Consider the following 16,112-nt stretch of genomic DNA (forward strand, 5'->3'; position numbering starts at 1 on the left):
GTGACCGTGCCGGGGCAGTGGAGCGTCCGCAGCCGGTGCCGACCCCGTTCCGGGGGCGTCAGCCCCTGCGCACCGCGCACAGCAGGCCGTCGCCCACGGGCAGCAGCGTCGCCATCAGCTCCTGGCTCTCCCGTACGGCCCGCAGCAGCTCCCGCAGCCGCAATACCTCCGCGGGCTGCGCCGCGGAGTCGACCGTACGGCCGTTGGCGAAGACTCCCTCGAAGCAGACCAGGCCGCCGGGCCGCAGCAGGCGCAACGATTCAGCGAGACAGTCCAGGCTCTCCAGCCGGTCGCCGTCGCAGAACACGAGGTCGTATCCGCCGTCCGCGAGCCGCGGCAGCACGTCCAGGGCGCGGCCGGGAATGAAGCGGGCCCGGTTGGTGGCGAACCCCGCGGCCCGGAACGCCTCACGGGCGAACTGCTGGCGTTCGGGCTCGGGGTCGACCGTGGTCAGCACCCCGTCGGGCCGCATGCCGTGCAGCAGATAGAGCCCGGACACGCCGGTCCCGGTGCCGATTTCGGCCACCGCTTTGGCGTCCGTCGTGGCAGCGAGCAAGCGCAGCGCGGCGCCGGTACCTGGGGACACCGAGCGAAGTCCTGCTTCCCGGGCCCGGTCCCGGGCCCAGTGCAATGCTTCGTCCTCGGCGACAAAGGCGTCGGCGAACGCCCAGCTCGTCTGCCGGTTGGCGGTAATGACCCTCTCCTGTTCCCGTAGTTGGCGCAACGGTGACTGTATCCGCTGCGCCCGGGAACCCGCAGATGGGACCGGGCGTTGTGCAAGGGCAGGGGAAAGCGCATGGAATCGGCCCGCGGATCGGGTCCGGGGCCATGGGCCGGTGGTTCCCGGGGTGGTCCCCGGCCCCAGCAGGAAAAAGGCTTATCCGGAGCTAACGGGCGAGGTGGCTATGGTAGGGGCTCCGCTGGACATCACCAGAGCCGATAGGGGAGGTGCGGCTGCGCCTGTGGATCGGAGAGGAGTGCTGCGGCGCTTCCTCGGATCGGCGGGTGAGCCGAAATCCGTGACCAACATCGCTGACCGTTCTTCCAACGATTCCGCGCCGACCGCGACCTTCGCCTCTGATGCGGACTCCCAGGTGTGGACGCCGCCTTCATGGGAAGAGATCGTCAGCACGCACAGTGGCCGTGTCTACCGCCTCGCCTACCGGCTGACGGGCAACCAGCACGATGCGGAGGACCTCACGCAGGAAGTCTTCGTCCGCGTGTTCCGGTCGCTGTCCACCTACACGCCGGGCACCTTCGAGGGCTGGCTGCACCGCATCACGACCAACCTGTTCCTGGACATGGTCCGTCGTAAGCAGCGGATCCGCTTCGACTCCCTCGGCGACGACGCCGCCGAGCGGCTGCCGAGCCGTGAGCCGTCCCCGCAGCAGGTCTTCAACGACACGCATTTCGACGCGGACGTGCAGCAGGCGCTGGACACCCTCGCGCCCGAATTCCGTGCCGCCGTCGTGCTCTGTGACATCGAGGGCCTCTCGTACGAGGAGATCGCAGCGACGCTGGGCGTGAAGCTCGGCACCGTGCGCAGCCGTATCCACCGCGGTCGCTCGCACCTGCGCAAGGCGCTGCAGCACCGTTCGCCCGAGGCCCGTGCCGAGCAGCGCTCGCTGGCGGGCGCGATCCTGGCAGGGGAGGGCGGAGCGGCGTGAGTGGCACAAGTCCGACCCCCGCGGAGCAGCATCTGGGGGACCGGCTCGCCGCGCTTGTCGACGGCGAGTTGAAACACGATGCCCGTGAGCGCGTGCTCGCCCACCTCGCGACCTGCGCCAAGTGCAAGGCCGAGGCAGCCGCACAGCGGCGCCTGAAGAGCGTCCTCGGCGTGTCGGCCCCACCTTCGCCGTCCGAGGGGTTCCTTGCCCGGCTGCAGGGCCTTCCCGGGGGTCCGGGGGGTGACGACGACGGTCAGGGAAGACCATCCGGCGGCTCCGGGCGTTTCACCGCCGGCCTTTTCCCGGTGATCCAGCAGCCCGGCAGCCGCAGCGATTCGCCGGGGAGTTCACCACTGGGGAGCTTCGGCTTCGCTCCGCTCCCGCACGGCTCGACCGCCGTACTGCCGGGTGGGCCGTCCTCCCGTTCGGGCTTCCGTATCCATGAGGTGGGCCGCGAGCCGGACCGGTCGCCGTGGCGCGGCCGGAGGTTCGCCTTCGCCGCGGCCAGCGCCGTGTCGCTGGCGGCCATCGCCCTGGGCGGTGCGCTGCCGACGGGCGCGGGTTCCAGCGCCCCGGCCCGCGCCGCGGGCGCCGGAAACGCGGTGACCCCGCTCGACGCCGCTTCGCGAGGCGAGAGCAACGGCTCGGTGAGCCGTCGCAACGGTGGCGGCCAGGGCGCGCTCGCCGCTACGGAGGCGGGCGACAACGCGACCGCCGTCGCCCCGCCGTCCGTGTCCGAGGTCACACCGGCGGCGCCTGCCACGGCCCCCGCACTGCTCTCCTCCGCAACCCTCGTGCCCGGAGACCTCGCGTCCGGAAGTCTGGCGTCCGGGACCCTCGCGCCCGGAACCCTGGCATCCGGAACCCTGACCGGGAACACCTTCGGCGTCCAGGTCCTGACCAATGTGTCCGCGCCACCGCTGATACGCCCGACCGGCACGTCCCCGCTCTTCGCGCGGGTGCTCGGGCGGCTCGCCCCGCAGCCCCCCGCCCCTTCCGCCCCGCCGTCCTGGGCGCAGCCGTCGGCCTCGGCCCTCCCCACCCCCGCCGACCGCGGTCTGCCGCTTTCCGCCCGGCGCTGACCGGGGTCTGCGCAGATATTCGCAAACCTGGTTGAATTCCGGGAGCAGTTCCGGGAGGGACGCCCCTGCGGGGGCGTGCAGAGGCCAGTTGCGGCAGTTGCGGGGAGATCATGGAAGACGGGAAGTCCGCCGGACCGAAGGCGAAATGGTGGAGCCGGCCCGCGCCGGGAGGTACCACCCGCACAGTGCCGGACGAGCCGTCCCCCGTACAGGACACGGCACCCACGGCCGACGCGACGGACGAGACGGCCGTGACAGACATGACGGAAGCGCCCACGCCCGAGCCCATGGCGTCCGTACCGGCCGCGCGGCCCGCGACGCCGCTGCACCAGCCCGACGAGTACAGCACCCCGCCCTACGGCGGACCCGGTCCCTGGGCACCCGCACCACCCGTACAGCGACCGGTCCCGACCCCCGCGCACGGCACCCCCGTACCCCCGCAGTACGCCGGGACGAACGGCGCAGGCATACCCACCGGCCCCACCCCGCCTGCAGCACCCACCGCACCTGGTTTCACGCCCACACCCACACCCACACACATGCACATGCCCCCTCCCTCGCTCCCGCAGCAGCCTCAGATGCAGCCCCAGTCGACGCAGTGGCTCCAGTACGACCCCTGGGGTGCGCCCCGGCAGCCGCTGACGAACCCGGGCCCGCCGCTCGGGGCCGACACCGGCCGTAAGAAGAGCCGCCGCGGCTCCCTCCTCATCGGCGCCGTGCTGCTCGCACTGGTGGCGGGCGGCATCGGCGGTGGCATCGGCGCCTACATCGAGCGCAACGGCGGCCTCACCCAGGTCGAGCTTCCGCAGGCCGGCCGGAACAGCGGGGGCCGTGCCCCCGACAGCGTCGCGGGTATCGCCGCCAGCGCGCTGCCCAGCGTGGTCACCCTCCATGTCAGCGGCGCCACCGAATCCGGCACCGGCACCGGCTTCGTGCTCGACAATTCCGGCCACATCCTCACCAACAACCACGTCGTCGCCCCGGCCGGGTCCTCCGGCGACATCACCGTGACGTTCAGCGGTGGCGAGACCGCGCGCGCCGAGATCGTCGGCAAGGACAGCGGCTACGACCTGGCCGTGGTCAAGGTCACCGGCGTCTCCGGCCTCAAGCCGCTGCCGCTGGGCAACTCCGACAACGTGCGGGTCGGCGACCCCGTGGTGGCCATCGGCGCCCCCTTCGACCTGTCCAACACCGTCACCTCCGGCATCATCAGCGCCAAGGACCGGCCGATCACCGCGGGCGGCGAGAAGGGCGACGGCAGCGACGTCAGTTACGTCGACGCGCTGCAGACCGATGCCCCGATCAACCCGGGCAACTCCGGCGGTCCGCTCGTCGACACCGATGCCCATGTCATAGGTATCAACAGCGCCATCCGTGCCGCCGACAGCGGTTCGAGCGCCGAGGGCGGACAGGCGGGGTCCATCGGCCTCGGCTTCGCCATCCCGATCAACCAGGGCAAGCGGGTCGCAGAGGAGCTGATCAACACCGGGAAGGCCACCCACCCGGTGATCGGCGTCACGCTCGACTTGAAGTACACGGGGGACGGCGCCAAGGTCGGCACGAAGGGGGCAGCCGGCAAGCCCTCGGTGACGCCGGACGGACCCGGGGCCAAGGCCGGGATCCGGCCCGGGGACATCATCACCGAGGTCGACGGCCAGCGGGTGCACAGCGGTGAGGAGCTGATCGTGAAGATCCGCGCGCACCGTCCCGGCGACCGGCTGGACCTCGGTCTGACCCGAGGCGGTAAAGACCTGTCCATCTCTTTGATCCTCGGTTCGGCAACCGGCACGTGACGGCCACGGACGCTACCGCGTGGACAGTTTCGGCGGGTACCGTGGTCCGGGTCCGGACCTCGACCGACACGGTCTCGGAGAACACAAGGAGCAACGGGTGTTCAATGACATAGGCGTACTCGAGCTGGCGACGCTCGCGATCCTGGGTGTGCTGATCTTCGGTCCGGACAAGCTGCCCAAGGTCATTCAGGACGCCTCGCGCTTCATTCGCAAGGTCCGTGAGTTCTCGGAGAGCGCCAAGGAGGACATCCGTACGGAGCTCGGTCCGGAGTTCAAGGACTTCGAGTTCGAGGACCTCAACCCCAAGACGTTCGTCCGCAAGCAGCTCATGGACGGCAATGACGATCTGGGGCTGAAGGAGATCCGCGAGAGCTTCGACCTGCGCAAGGACCTGGCCGAGGTCACCGACGCGGTGAACGGCCGGGGGAGCGCGGCCGTGGAGTCCGCGGACTCCGGCGGCGGCGTGTCGAGCGCCTCGGCGGTCACCGCCGCCAACGGCTCCGGCGGTACTCCGGACCTGCTCAAGAAGCGTGCGCAGCCCGCGAAGGACGACCACCCGCCGTTCGACGCCGACGCCACCTGACGGCAGTCAATCCCGAGTCGTCCGGACGGTATGGCTATTCTCCATCTGTCCGGCTGTGAGGACGCCCGTGGGGGGCGGGCCGCTCCGGACCCAACGGATCGAGGAGGCGGGCCGGGCATATGGAGACGACCAGTCGGGTGGGCGCGGAAGACGCGCCGGGCACAGTCGCCGCAGAAGGGGTGTCGGCGGCCCGGACTGTCGTCGAGAGCTATCTGGCAGCTCCGTTTCCCTGGTACGCACTGGACGAGGCATTCACCGGACCCCGGTGGCTGATGCAGGTCGCCACCGCTGCGGACGGCACCGTGCAGCACGGTTCCCTGGGGCACGGTGACGAACCGTCGGTACGGGCCGACGCGGGGACCGAGAAACAACGATTCGCCGTCGTCGTGACGGTGGGCAGCAGCCCGGTACGGCACAGCGGTGACGGTACGGGGGTGCTGGACGCGATCACCGTCTCCTCCGCGGCCTGGCTGGCCGGGTCCGGTCTGCTCGCCTATACCTGGCCCGCGCAGCTGGACCACTCGCTGCGCGACGACTGGCTGGACCAGCAGACAGAGACGGCGTTCGAACTCGCCGACGATCTGGACGGCCCCGCGTGGTCGGCGCTGTCACTGCCCGTGGACGGCGTCCCCGTGCCGTTCCACTACCGCGAGTCCGAGTTCGGCTGGGTACTGGCCGGGTCGGCGCACGACGGGGTGCACATCGGGGCGTACGGGCGGGGGATGAGCGCATACGGGCTGGGCTTCTCGGTCGTCGGCGACGTCGCGACGTACGACCGGCGAGAGGGACGGCGGTGACCGGCCGAGGCCGGCTGCCGCGTCGGCCCGAATCGTCGGCCGTGCTCGAAGACGACCTGGAACGCTGACCGGGCTCGAAGGCTGTCTCGGTCACCGACCGGGCTCGGTTTCGCCGGACGAGCCTGGCACAGCATGCCCGTCCGGCGATCGAGAGCAGTCCCCGACGTCTCAGAACTTGTTGCGCGGGGTGATGCCCAGCGACATGCCCGACAGGCCGCGCTGACGGCCCCCCAGCTTGTCCGCGATGGTGCGCAGCGCCTTGCCGGCCGGGGAGTCGGGGTCGGACAGGACGACCGGCTTGCCCTCGTCGCCGCCCTCGCGCAGCCGTACGTCGATCGGGATGGAGCCGAGCACGGGCACCTCGGCGCCGACCGTCCTCGTCAGGCCCTCGGCGACCCTCTGGCCGCCCCCGGTGCCGAACACATCGACCATCTCGTCGCAGTGCGGGCACGGCAGGCCCGACATGTTCTCGACGACACCGACGATCTTCTGGTGGGTCTGCACGGCGATCGAGCCGGCCCGCTCGGCCACTTCGGCCGCCGCCTGCTGCGGGGTCGTGACGACCAGGATCTCGGCGTTCGGCACGAGCTGCGCCACCGAGATCGCGATGTCACCGGTGCCCGGCGGCAGGTCGAGCAGCAGGACATCCAGATCGCCCCAGTACACATCGGCGAGGAACTGCTGGAGTGCTCGGTGCAGCATCGGTCCGCGCCACACCACCGGGGCGTTGCCGGGGGTGAACATGCCGATGGAGATGACCTTCACGCCGTGCGCCGACGGCGGCATGATCATGTTCTCGACCTGGGTCGGCTTGCCGTCCGCGCCGAGCATCCGGGGCACGCTGTGCCCGTAGATGTCCGCGTCCACGACGCCGACCTTGAGGCCGTCGGCCGCCATTGCGGCCGCGAGGTTCACGGTGACCGACGACTTGCCGACGCCGCCCTTGCCGGACGCGACCGCGTAGACCCGGGTCAGCGAGCCGGGCTTGGCGAACGGCACCTCGCGCTCCGCCGTGCCGCCGCGCAGCGAGGCCGTGAGTTCCTTGCGCTGTTCGTCGCTCATCACATCGAGCGTGACGTCGACGCGGCTGACGCCTTCGACCTTCGCCACGGCTTCGGTCACGTTCTTGGTGATCGTCTCGCGCATCGGGCAGCCGGAGACCGTGAGATAGACCGTGACAGCGACTGCACCGTCAGCGTCGATCTCGACCGACTTCACCATGCCGAGCTCGGTGATCGGACGGTGGATCTCGGGGTCGTTCACTGTCGCCAGTGCCTCAAGCACCGCGTCTTCCGTAGCCATACATCGATAGTACGGGTGCGCGCAGCGCTCCTTGAAAGGGTGGTGGTGGTGGGCGGCGGGAGGGCGTTACGGCGCCCGCCACTACAGGCGAGTAGCCCCCGTCAGCGGTCTTCGTCACTCTCGGCCGGGAACAGGAGGCGGCGGTCGTCCAGCTCTCGCACGAGGTCTTCGAGTTCGGAGCGGATCCAGTCGCGGGTGGCGACCTCGCCGAGGCCCATCCGCAGGGACGCGATCTCCCGGGTGAGGTACTCGGTGTCCGCGATGGAGCGCTCGTTCTGCTTGCGGTCCTGCTCGTAGGTGACCCGGTCGCGGTCGGCCTGCCGGTTCTGCGCGAGCAGGATCAGCGGGGCCGCGTACGAGGCCTGGAGCGACAGGATCAGCGTCAGGAAGATGAACGGGTACCCGTCGAACCGCCACCCCACGGGCGCGAAGGCGTTCCACACCACCCAGATGATGATGACCACTGTCATCCAGGCGATGAAGCGCCAGGTGCCCAGGAACCGGGCGATCCGTTCGGAGAGCCGGCCGAACGACTCGGGGTCGTATTCGGGCAGCAGCCGCCGACGCGGGGCCTTCGGCTGGTCCAGCCGGAAACGGGGCGGGCGCGCGATGCCCGAGGCACCCGTGGACGCCCCTCTCACGCGGTCCTCACCGGCCACGGGCAACCTCCTGCTCACCGTGGAAGTCCGTCTCCCGCCAGTCCTCGGGCAGCAGGTGGTCGAGGACGTCGTCGACGGTCACCGCGCCGAGCAGTGAGCCGCTCTCGTCCACCACCGGCGCCGAGACCAGGTTGTACGCGGCCAGATAGCTCGTCACGTCCGGCAGCGGAGTGTCCGGTGGGAGGGGGACGAGATCGCTGTCGACGATCGAGCTGACCAGGGCGTACGGCGGATCGCGCAGCAGCCGCTGGAAGTGCGCGGTGCCCAGGTACTTGCCGGTCGGTGTCTCGTCGGGGGAGCGGCACACGTACACCTGGGCGGCGAGCGCCGGGGACAGGTCCGCCTGCCGGACCCGTGCGAGCGCGTCGGCGACCGTCGCGTCCGGCCGCAGAATGATCGGCTCGGTGGTCATCAGACCGCCCGCGGTCCGCTCCTCGTACGACATGAGGCGCCGCACGTCCGCCGCGTCGTCCGGCCGCATCAGGGTCAGCAGCCGCTCCTTGTCCTCCTCGGGAAGTCCGGACAGCAGATCGGCGGCGTCGTCCGGGTCCATGGCCTCCAGGACGTCGGCGGCGCGCTCCTCCTGGAGCTTGCCGATGATCTCCACCTGGTCGTCCTCGGGCAGTTCCTCCAGGACGTCGGCGAGCCGGTCGTCGTCGAGCGCGGCCGCGACCTCGGCGCGACGCTTCGGCGACAGATGGTGCAGTGCGTTGGCCACGTCCGTCGGCCGGAGCTGCTCGAACGTGGCGACCAGTGATTCGGCACCCTGCCCGTCCTCCTCCAGTGAGAACCCGCTGACCGCCGACCACTCGACCGTCAGGGTCTCGCCCTTGCGCCGCAGTGCCCCGCCCTTGCCCTTGCGTACGAAGTACTTGTCGATCTCCCAGTCGCGGCGGGCCGGGAGCTGCTGGATGGCGACATCGAGGACGGTGACCTCCTCGCCGGTCTCCACGAGGCGTACGCGCCGGTCGAGGAACTCGCTGAGCACCAGGCGTTCGGTGGGCCGCTGCTCGAAGCGCCGCATGTTGACCACACCGGTGGTGATGACCTGACCGGACTCGATCCCCGTGACCCGGGTGATCGGGAGGAAGATCCGGCGGCGGCTGAGCATTTCGACGACCAGGCCGAGCAGCCGGGGCGGCCTGCCGCCGACCCGCAACATCGCGACCAGGTCGCGGAGGCGGCCCACCTGATCGCCGTTGGGGTCGAACACCGGGACGCCGGCGAGATGCGAGACGAAGACCCGGGGGGCGCCTGCCGCCATGGTGCGCCTCCTTCTTCCGTGTGCGACTTCTCTGTCCGGTCCGTTTGACAGCTAATTAACCGATATGACGGGATCAGGCTAGCCCGTACCGCTCCGGGCCGCCCCGGTGGACCCGTCCGTACGGCTCTCTGCCGGACGGCGTGTACGACACGGGTACGCTGCCGTCTGCCACCCCCGCCCCGCAGATGAGAGGCAGTGCGCCCGTGACCTCTTCCGCCCCGCCCGTCCGGATCCGTCGCCGCCGGACCACCCTCGCCGTTGTGCTCTGCGCGGGGCTGACCGCCGCCCTCGCGGCGTGCGGGGGCGAGGATCCGGACCAGGGGACCAACGGCGTCGGCAAGCTCGCCGTCACGGAGATCGAGAAGAAGGCGCAGGCCGCCGCGGCCTCCGCCGACGCGGTGCGCCTCGCCGGGACGCTGGTCAGCAAGGGCGGCACATACACACTCGATATGCAGCTCAGGGAGAAGGGTGGTACCGGCTCCGTCACCTCGAAGGACAGCACCTTCGAGCTGCTGCGGATCGGTGACGAGCTCTATCTGAAGGCGGACGCCGGGTTCTGGAGCCACGACGAGAAGTCCGGCGAGAATTCCGGCACCGACAGCCACGCGGGCGGAGCGGCCGCGGACAAGCTGGAGGACAAGTACGTGAAGGTGCCCGAGGACGACCCCACGTACAAGCAGCTGCGCGGCTTCACGGACAAGAAGACCCTGCTCGACGGGCTGCTCGCCCTGCACGGCACCCTCAACAAGGGCGACCGGGAGAAGGTCGGCGCGACCCGGACCGTGCAGATCACGGGCGGCAAGGGCGAGGGCGGCACGCTCGACGTCTCGCTGGAGGGCACGCCGTATCCCCTGCGCTTCGCGCGCGGCGGCGGCGGCGGGATCGTGACGCTGTCGGACTGGGGCAGGGACTTCCCGCTGGAGGCCCCGGCGAAGGGCGACACGGTCGACTACGGACAGCAGCTGCCCAAGACGTCCTCCTGAGCGCAGCCCGCACGAGCCGCTGCCCGTACGACGGATCGGCGGCGCACCGCGCCTTCCCCGGCGGACCGCGGACCGGCGAACGGGGAACAGGGCCGGACAGGCTCCGCCCCTCAGCCCTTGCGGCCCCGCTTCAGCAGTCGCGGCAGCCCGGCCGGCACCGGCCGGCGTGTGGTCGCGGACGTCGGGAGCGGCACCGCCGCCAGTGAGCCGTCCGGCAGCTCCGTACGGAACTCGCCGGGCGTCAGCCGCAGCACCCGGCACTCGCGCGCCCACCGTTCCGTCATCTGCTCGGCGTCCGGCGCGTTCAGCCGCTTGCCCTTGAGCTCGGCGACCGCGGCCTCCCACTCCTCGGAGTGCGGCGCCGGCTCCGACACGGCGGCCGTCCAGGCGATCAGCCGGCCCCCCTTGTCCTTGCTGCGCACGGTCACCTCGGCGGTGGACCCGTCGACGAGACCGGCCGGGAGCGGCTGCTCACCGGGGCCGTCGCCGACCAGATGCGCCGCACCCTCGTGCCATACGTGCCACAGCGCTCGTGCGGGGCCGGTGCCCCGCACCCAGATCAGGCCGGACTTCTTCGTGGCCTCCTCGACCAGGGCCCGGCCCAGCGGCACGTCAGCGGCAGCAGCAGTCATACCTGAACTCTATTAGAGCCAGCCGTTGCGCTTGAGCGTGCGGTGGATGGAGAAGCAGACCACTCCGATGACGCCCATCACCATCGGGTAGCCGTACCGCCAGCTCAGCTCGGGCATGTGCTTGAAGTTCATGCCGTAGACGCCGCAGATCATCGTCGGTACGGCGACGATGGCCGCCCAGGACGTGATCTTGCGCATGTCCTCGTTCTGCGCGACGGTCGCCTGCGCCAGGTTGGCCTGGAGGATCGAGTTCAGCAGTTCGTCGAAGCCGATGACCTCTTCGTGCACCCGCGCCAGGTGGTCGGCGACGTCACGGAAGTACTTCTGGATGTCGGGGTCGATCAGCCGCATCGGCCGCTCGCTCAGCAGCTGCATCGGCCGCAGCAGCGGTGATACGGCCCGCTTGAACTCCAGTACCTCACGCTTGAGCTGGTAGATCCGGCCCGCGTCCGAGCCGCGGGGGCTGCCCTTCGCGGGAGTGGAGAAGACCTCGATCTCCACCTCGTCGATGTCCTCCTGGACGGCGCCCGCCACCGCGATGTAGCCGTCGACCACATGGTCGGCGATGGAGTGCAGGACCGCGGAGGGCCCCTTGGCCAGCAGTTCGGGGTCGTCCTGCAGCCGGTGCCGCAGCGCGCGCAGCGAGCCGTGGCCGCCGTGCCGCACGGTGATGACGAAGTCCCGGCCGGTGAAGCACATCACCTCGCCGGTCTCCACGACCTCGCTGGTCGCGGTGAGTTCGGCGTGCTCCACGTAGTGGATGGTCTTGAAGACGGTGAACAGCGTGTCGTCGTACCGCTCCAGCTTCGGCCGCTGGTGGGCGTGGACGGCGTCCTCGACGGCGAGCGGGTGGAGACCGAACTCCCGGGCGATACCGGCGAATTCCTCCTCGGTCGGCTCGTGCAGGCCGATCCAGGCGAAGCCGCCCTCCTCCCGCACTTCGAGCATCGCCTCGTGCGGCGTGCGGCAGGAGCCGCTCTCCATGCGCCGTCCGTCGCGGTAGACCGCACAGTCGACGACTGCGCTGGAGGCGGACGGGTCCCGGGTGGTGTCGTAACTGTTATGCAGGGCGTTGCTCTTGCGCAGGGACGGGCGCACGGCGGCGCGCAGGTCGCGGATCATCGACATGGCTGGCTCCTTCACGGAGGGCCGTCGTCGGGCACGTGGAACAGCCCGGAATGGGGACGTGTGCTCACGTCCGCAAAGCGGGCGGCACCGCGGCGGCACGATGACGGCGTTCGCTACAGACAGGCAAATTCGCTACAGACAGGCAAAGGGGGGTGCTCTTCCGCCGTGCGCAATGCCTTGGGCCTTGACCGAGAAGGCTTCAGATCACCTAGGAGAGGTGAGATACGGAAGAGCGGTTGGTACTGCACGGTCGACTTCGATCCATGGCAGCCCCACCTCCTCCAGCCGGTCCCCCGTGGGGGATGACGTGTCGTCGAGACTGAGAGCGACGCTTCTGCGTGCTGCCCCGACCAGCGGCCAAGACTATCAGCCGACTGAGGGTCAATCCTTTACTTTGCCCGTTCCATACGCGTCCTATGCTCGCGGGATGGGAGAAATTCTTGCTCTGGTCGAGGCCCGGCTGCTCGCGGCCCTCGGTGAACCCGACGCGCGCGCAGCGGTGACGTTCCTCGGAACGGACCGCATCGAGGTGCTCCGCTTCGTCGACGGAGACGTGGTGCGCTACGCCACGCTCGGCATGTCCGCACAGCCGATGGCCGACCCGACCGCGACCCTCGCGGACCCGGTGAAGGGGCCGCGCGCCGAGCTGATCCTCTCCGTGCGCGCCGGACTCGCCGACACCGACAAGGTGCTGCGCCCGCTGGCCGTGCTGGCGGCCTCCCCGCAGGTCGAGGGGGTGATCGTGGCCCCCGGCGCCTCGCTGGAGGTGGGCGAACCGCTGTGGCCCGGGGCGCCGTTCAGCTCCGTACTGGTCGCCGAGCCGGGCGGACTGGTCGAGGACCTGGAGATGGACGTGCCCGTGGAGCCGGTGCGGTTCCTGCCGCTGCTGCCGATGACGCACAACGAGGCCGCGTGGAAGCGGGTCCGGGGCGCGCAGGAGCTCCAGGAGCGGTGGTTGTCGCACGGCACGGATCTGCGCGATCCGCTGCGTGGCTCCGTGAACCTGGACTGAGGCGTACGCCACGGCCGGCCGGGCGTACGGGAAGCCCCGCCGCGCGGCCAGGAGGGGGAGCCGCGGGCGGGGCGGAACGAGGGGGTAACGCCGACGCCGTGGTCAGTTGGTGAAGACGGTGACACCGTCCTCGGTGGCGTGCTTCGGCTCCAGTTCCTCCGCCTCGTGGCTCAGCGCCGTACGCCGCAACCAGACGACGACCGCACCGACCACGGCCGCGACCGCGGCGACCACGAACGGGATGTGGATGTTGCTCCACTCCTCGATCTTCGGGGCGAGATACGGGGCGGCGGCAGCGGCGAACCAGCGGACGAAGTTGTAACCCGCGCTCGCCACCGGGCGGGGCGCGTCCGACACCCCGAGCGCCAGCTCCGTGTAGACGGTGTTGTTCATGCCGATGAAGGCGCCGGAGACGATCGTGCAGACGATGGCGGCGGTGTGGTTGCCGTATCCCAGGATCACCAGGTCGGCGGCGAGCAGCACCAGCGAGGCGCCGAGCACCTTCAGGGATCCGAAGCGCTTCTGCAGCCGCGGGGCGACGAGCACCGAGAAGACCGCGAGCAGCAGACCCCAGGCGAAGAAGACCGCGCCCGACTTGTAAGGCGTCATGTTCAGCACGAACGGCGTGAACGCCAGGATCGTGAAGAACGCGTAGTTGTAGAAGAACGCCGAGGTCGCGACGGAGGCCAGGCCCCCGTGGCCGAGCGCCTTGATCGGGTCGAGCAGCGAGGTCTTCCTGGCGGGTCCGGGCTGTTCCTTCAGGAACAGCGTGATGCAGATGAAGCCGATCGCCATCAGCGCGGCCGTGCCGAAGAACGGGTAGCGCCAGCTGGCGTCGCCGAGCAGGGCGCCGAGCAGCGGTCCACAGGCCATGCCGAGGCCGAGCGCCGACTCGTACAGCAGGATGGCCGCCGCGCTGCCGCCGGCCGCCGCACCGACGATCACGGCGAGTGCGGTTGACACGAAGAGCGCGTTGCCCAGACCCCAGCCGGCCCGGAAGCCGACGAGTTCGGCGACGGACGACGAGGTGCCGGAGAGCGCGGCGAAGACGACGACGAGCGCGAGGCCGGTCAGCAGCGTCTTGCGGCCGCCGATCCGGCTGGACACGAAGCCGGTGACGAGCATCGCGACGGCGGTGATCAGGAAGTACGAGGTGAAGAGCAGCGATACCTGGCTCGGCGTCGCCTCCAGGCCCTTGGCTATGGACGGCAGAATCGGGTCCACCAGGCCGATTCCCATGAACGCGACGACAGAGGCACCCGCCGTGGCCCAGACGGCCTTCGGCTGGCGCAGGATGCTGCCCGCTCCCTGATCGAACGGATCCTCTCCCTGCATGGGCTTCTCGCTCTCCACTAGATCGCTGTGTTGTACACAGAATAAGTTAGAGGCTCTAATGAGTGCAAGTTACATCTAAATGCACGGGTGGGGGCCGCACGGCGGACGGGTGATCATCCTTGACGCGGCGACGGTCGAGGAGGACCGTTGGTCGCTATGAGGGGCGAACCCAGTTGCCCGAAGTGTGGAGGCCGGGTCAGGGCGCCCGGTCTCTTTGCCGACACCTGGCAGTGCTCCCTGCACGGCAGTGTGCAGCCGCTGCAGCCGGCCATCCCGCCCAGCGTCGAGGCGCTGGCGGCGGTGGTACGCCGGGCCGAGGTGCCGGTGTGGATGCCCTGGCCATTGCCGGTGGGCTGGCTGTTCACCGGTGTGGCGAGCGCGGGTGACGACCGCAGCGGCGGTCGCGCCACCGTCGTCGCCTGTTCCGGTCCCGGCCCGGTCGGCGGCATCGGCGAGCTGCTGCTCGTCACCGAGGAGCTCGGTGTCGGACTCGGGGCGCGTTACGCGGGCATCGACGGCCCCGACCCCGGCCCGCATCTCGACGTCGACGGCCCGCCGGACGTCAAGATGCTCGCCGCCGGCCGACCCACCCCGCTCTGGCACGTCAAGGGAGCGCCGGAGGGCCGCGCGGTCTTCGCGGGCGAGGCGCGCGGGCTGTGGCTCTGGGCGATCGTCTGGCCCGAGCAGTCCGGACTCCTGATGTACGACGAGCTGGTGCTCGCCGACCTGCGCGAGGCCGGGGGAGAGATGGACCTGGTGCCCTGCGGGGCGCTCACCCCGCGCCTGATCAACTGAGACCGACCGGACCGGCGCGCGATCGCACCTGGCGCCCACGGGGCCATCGGGCCCGACGGGCGCCGCTCGAATGCCAGTTATCCTGGGACGTCCCCCTGTCCGGCCCCGAGCACTGGAGTACGCGTCGTGCGCATTGACCTGCATACCCACTCCACCGCTTCGGACGGTACGGACAGCCCCGCCGAGCTGGTGCGCAACGCCGCAGCCGCGGGTCTCGACGTCGTGGCCCTCACCGATCACGACACCGTGCGCGGTCACGCGGAGGCGATCGCCGCCCTCCCCGAGGGGCTCACCCTGGTCACCGGCGCCGAGCTCTCCTGCCGGATCGACGGTGTGAGCCTGCACATGCTGGCCTACCTCTTCGATGCCGACGAGCCCGAGCTGGCCCGCGAACGCGAGCTGGTGCGGGACGACCGGGTGCCACGCGCCCGGACGATGGTGGGCAAGCTCCAGGCTCTCGGCGTCCCGATCGAGTGGGAGCAGGTCGCGAGGATCGCCGGGGACGGATCGGTGGGTCGGCCGCACATCGCCGCCGCGCTCGTCGAGCTCGGCGTCGTCGGGTCGGTGTCCGACGCCTTCACGCCCGCATGGCTCGCCACCGGCGGACGCGCCTACGCCGAGAAGCACGAACTCGACCCCTTCGACGCGATTCGGCTGGTCAAGGCCGCCGGTGGCGTCACCGTCTTCGCCCACCCGCTCGCCGTGAAGCGCGGTGAGGTGGTGCCGGAGTCGTCGATCGCCCGGCTGGCCGCCGCGGGCCTCGACGGCATCGAGGTGGACCATATGGACCACGACGAGATGGCCAGGGCCCGGCTGCGCGGGCTCGCCCGGGAGCTGGGGCTGCTGACGACCGGGTCCAGCGACTACCACGGCACCCACAAGACCGTCGGGCTCGGCGAGTACACCACCGACCCCGAGATCTACGGCGAGATCACCCGGCGCGCCACGGGAGCCTTCCCGGTGCCGGGCGCCGGTGGACCCCGCCCCGCGTAACGACGTACACGTAACGACGTACACGTAACCACGCAGGCGTAGGTCCGCGTCGCGGCCGGGGCGTGAGGCCCCGGACAGCCCCGCCCC

16 protein-coding genes are annotated in these 16,112 nt (G+C 70.5%); 9 read left to right on the forward strand and 7 right to left on the reverse strand.

Annotation, left to right across the window (positions count from 1 at the left end):
• Positions 1-58: 58 nt before the first annotated feature.
• Positions 59-724 (reverse strand): O-methyltransferase, encoded by a 666-nt coding sequence (locus tag OG936_RS23255; RefSeq protein WP_406497172.1) that lies wholly within the window; start codon positions 722-724, stop codon positions 59-61.
• 181 nt (positions 725-905) lie between these two features.
• On the opposite strand from OG936_RS23255, the gene sigE reads away from it, so the two are divergent.
• The 5 genes from sigE (at position 906) to OG936_RS23280 (ending at position 5,922) form a co-directional block, all read left to right on the forward strand.
• Positions 906-1,667 carry an RNA polymerase sigma factor SigE gene (gene sigE, locus OG936_RS23260; protein ID WP_383755516.1) on the forward strand — a complete coding sequence of 254 codons (762 nt, stop codon included), beginning with the start codon at positions 906-908 and terminating at the stop codon, positions 1,665-1,667.
• Complete coding sequence (locus tag OG936_RS23265; RefSeq protein WP_406497174.1) at positions 1,664-2,749, forward strand: zf-HC2 domain-containing protein; 1,086 nt, start codon at positions 1,664-1,666, stop codon at positions 2,747-2,749. The genes sigE and OG936_RS23265 overlap by 4 nt, the downstream gene beginning before the upstream one ends.
• Before the next feature lie 110 nt (positions 2,750-2,859).
• Positions 2,860-4,542 (forward strand): S1C family serine protease, encoded by a 1,683-nt coding sequence (locus OG936_RS23270; protein ID WP_406497176.1) that lies wholly within the window; start codon positions 2,860-2,862, stop codon positions 4,540-4,542.
• Between the two features lie 97 nt (positions 4,543-4,639).
• Positions 4,640-5,125: a sec-independent translocase gene (locus OG936_RS23275; protein WP_383755523.1), complete on the forward strand. Its 486-nt coding sequence runs from the start codon at positions 4,640-4,642 to the stop codon at positions 5,123-5,125.
• Positions 5,126-5,244: 119 nt separating this feature from the next.
• Positions 5,245-5,922: a hypothetical protein gene (locus OG936_RS23280; RefSeq protein WP_406497177.1), complete on the forward strand. Its 678-nt coding sequence runs from the start codon at positions 5,245-5,247 to the stop codon at positions 5,920-5,922.
• 168 nt (positions 5,923-6,090) lie between these two features.
• Here OG936_RS23280 and OG936_RS23285 read toward each other — a convergent pair whose 3' ends face one another.
• The 3 genes from OG936_RS23285 to OG936_RS23295 form a co-directional block, all read right to left on the reverse strand.
• Positions 6,091-7,224 carry an Mrp/NBP35 family ATP-binding protein gene (locus OG936_RS23285; RefSeq protein WP_406497179.1) on the reverse strand — a complete coding sequence of 378 codons (1,134 nt, stop codon included), beginning with the start codon at positions 7,222-7,224 and terminating at the stop codon, positions 6,091-6,093.
• 101 nt (positions 7,225-7,325) lie between these two features.
• Positions 7,326-7,883 (reverse strand): DUF1003 domain-containing protein, encoded by a 558-nt coding sequence (locus OG936_RS23290; RefSeq protein WP_383755528.1) that lies wholly within the window; start codon positions 7,881-7,883, stop codon positions 7,326-7,328.
• Positions 7,873-9,147 carry a magnesium transporter MgtE N-terminal domain-containing protein gene (locus OG936_RS23295; RefSeq protein ID WP_406497181.1) on the reverse strand — a complete coding sequence of 425 codons (1,275 nt, stop codon included), beginning with the start codon at positions 9,145-9,147 and terminating at the stop codon, positions 7,873-7,875. Before OG936_RS23295 ends, OG936_RS23290 begins: the two co-directional genes overlap by 11 nt.
• Before the next feature lie 203 nt (positions 9,148-9,350).
• Here OG936_RS23295 and OG936_RS23300 point away from each other — a divergent pair, with 203 nt between their 5' ends.
• The gene (locus OG936_RS23300; protein WP_406497183.1) at positions 9,351-10,130 is read left to right on the forward strand and encodes a hypothetical protein; all 780 of its coding nucleotides are present in this window, start codon (positions 9,351-9,353) and stop codon (positions 10,128-10,130) included.
• Between the two features lie 110 nt (positions 10,131-10,240).
• On the opposite strand, the gene OG936_RS23305 is transcribed toward OG936_RS23300, so the two are convergent.
• Together OG936_RS23305 and OG936_RS23310 are read right to left on the reverse strand one after the other, a co-directional pair.
• Entirely contained in the window at positions 10,241-10,762 is a 522-nt protein-coding gene (locus tag OG936_RS23305) for a hypothetical protein (protein WP_406497185.1), read from the reverse strand.
• Between the two features lie 12 nt (positions 10,763-10,774).
• Positions 10,775-11,890: a magnesium and cobalt transport protein CorA gene (locus OG936_RS23310; RefSeq protein ID WP_406497186.1), complete on the reverse strand. Its 1,116-nt coding sequence runs from the start codon at positions 11,888-11,890 to the stop codon at positions 10,775-10,777.
• Positions 11,891-12,317: 427 nt separating this feature from the next.
• On the opposite strand from OG936_RS23310, the gene OG936_RS23315 reads away from it, so the two are divergent.
• Positions 12,318-12,902 (forward strand): suppressor of fused domain protein, encoded by a 585-nt coding sequence (locus OG936_RS23315; protein WP_406497188.1) that lies wholly within the window; start codon positions 12,318-12,320, stop codon positions 12,900-12,902.
• Between the two features lie 102 nt (positions 12,903-13,004).
• Here OG936_RS23315 and OG936_RS23320 read toward each other — a convergent pair whose 3' ends face one another.
• Positions 13,005-14,237, reverse strand: coding sequence for an MFS transporter (locus tag OG936_RS23320; protein WP_406497190.1), 1,233 nt, complete (start codon positions 14,235-14,237; stop codon positions 13,005-13,007).
• 156 nt (positions 14,238-14,393) lie between these two features.
• Here OG936_RS23320 and OG936_RS23325 point away from each other — a divergent pair, with 156 nt between their 5' ends.
• Positions 14,394-15,032, forward strand: coding sequence for a DUF6758 family protein (locus tag OG936_RS23325; protein WP_406497192.1), 639 nt, complete (start codon positions 14,394-14,396; stop codon positions 15,030-15,032).
• Between the two features lie 126 nt (positions 15,033-15,158).
• On the forward strand, positions 15,159-16,025 hold the full coding sequence (locus OG936_RS23330) for a PHP domain-containing protein (protein ID WP_383755549.1): 867 nt from the start codon (positions 15,159-15,161) through the stop codon (positions 16,023-16,025).
• Positions 16,026-16,112 lie beyond the last annotated feature (87 nt).

Origin of the sequence: Streptomyces sp. NBC_00846, assembly GCF_045207325.1 — a bacterium.
GTDB lineage: Bacteria > Actinomycetota > Actinomycetes > Streptomycetales > Streptomycetaceae > Streptomyces.

Bases quoted from the DNA above. Each gene is read 5' to 3' on its own strand.
- OG936_RS23305 (WP_406497185.1), bottom strand. From the start codon at position 10,762: ATGACTGCTGCTGCCGCTGACGTGCCGCTGGGCCGGGCCCTGGTCGAG.
- OG936_RS23285 (WP_406497179.1), bottom strand. From the start codon at position 7,224: ATGGCTACGGAAGACGCGGTGCTTGAGGCACTGGCGACAGTGAACGAC.
- OG936_RS23295 (WP_406497181.1), bottom strand. From the start codon at position 9,147: ATGGCGGCAGGCGCCCCCCGGGTCTTCGTCTCGCATCTCGCCGGCGTC.
- sigE (WP_383755516.1), top strand. From the start codon at position 906: ATGGTAGGGGCTCCGCTGGACATCACCAGAGCCGATAGGGGAGGTGCG.
- OG936_RS23315 (WP_406497188.1), top strand. From the start codon at position 12,318: ATGGGAGAAATTCTTGCTCTGGTCGAGGCCCGGCTGCTCGCGGCCCTC.
- OG936_RS23310 (WP_406497186.1), bottom strand. From the start codon at position 11,890: ATGTCGATGATCCGCGACCTGCGCGCCGCCGTGCGCCCGTCCCTGCGC.
- OG936_RS23325 (WP_406497192.1), top strand. From the start codon at position 14,394: ATGAGGGGCGAACCCAGTTGCCCGAAGTGTGGAGGCCGGGTCAGGGCG.
- OG936_RS23270 (WP_406497176.1), top strand. From the start codon at position 2,860: ATGGAAGACGGGAAGTCCGCCGGACCGAAGGCGAAATGGTGGAGCCGG.
- OG936_RS23280 (WP_406497177.1), top strand. From the start codon at position 5,245: ATGGAGACGACCAGTCGGGTGGGCGCGGAAGACGCGCCGGGCACAGTC.
- OG936_RS23320 (WP_406497190.1), bottom strand. From the start codon at position 14,237: ATGCAGGGAGAGGATCCGTTCGATCAGGGAGCGGGCAGCATCCTGCGC.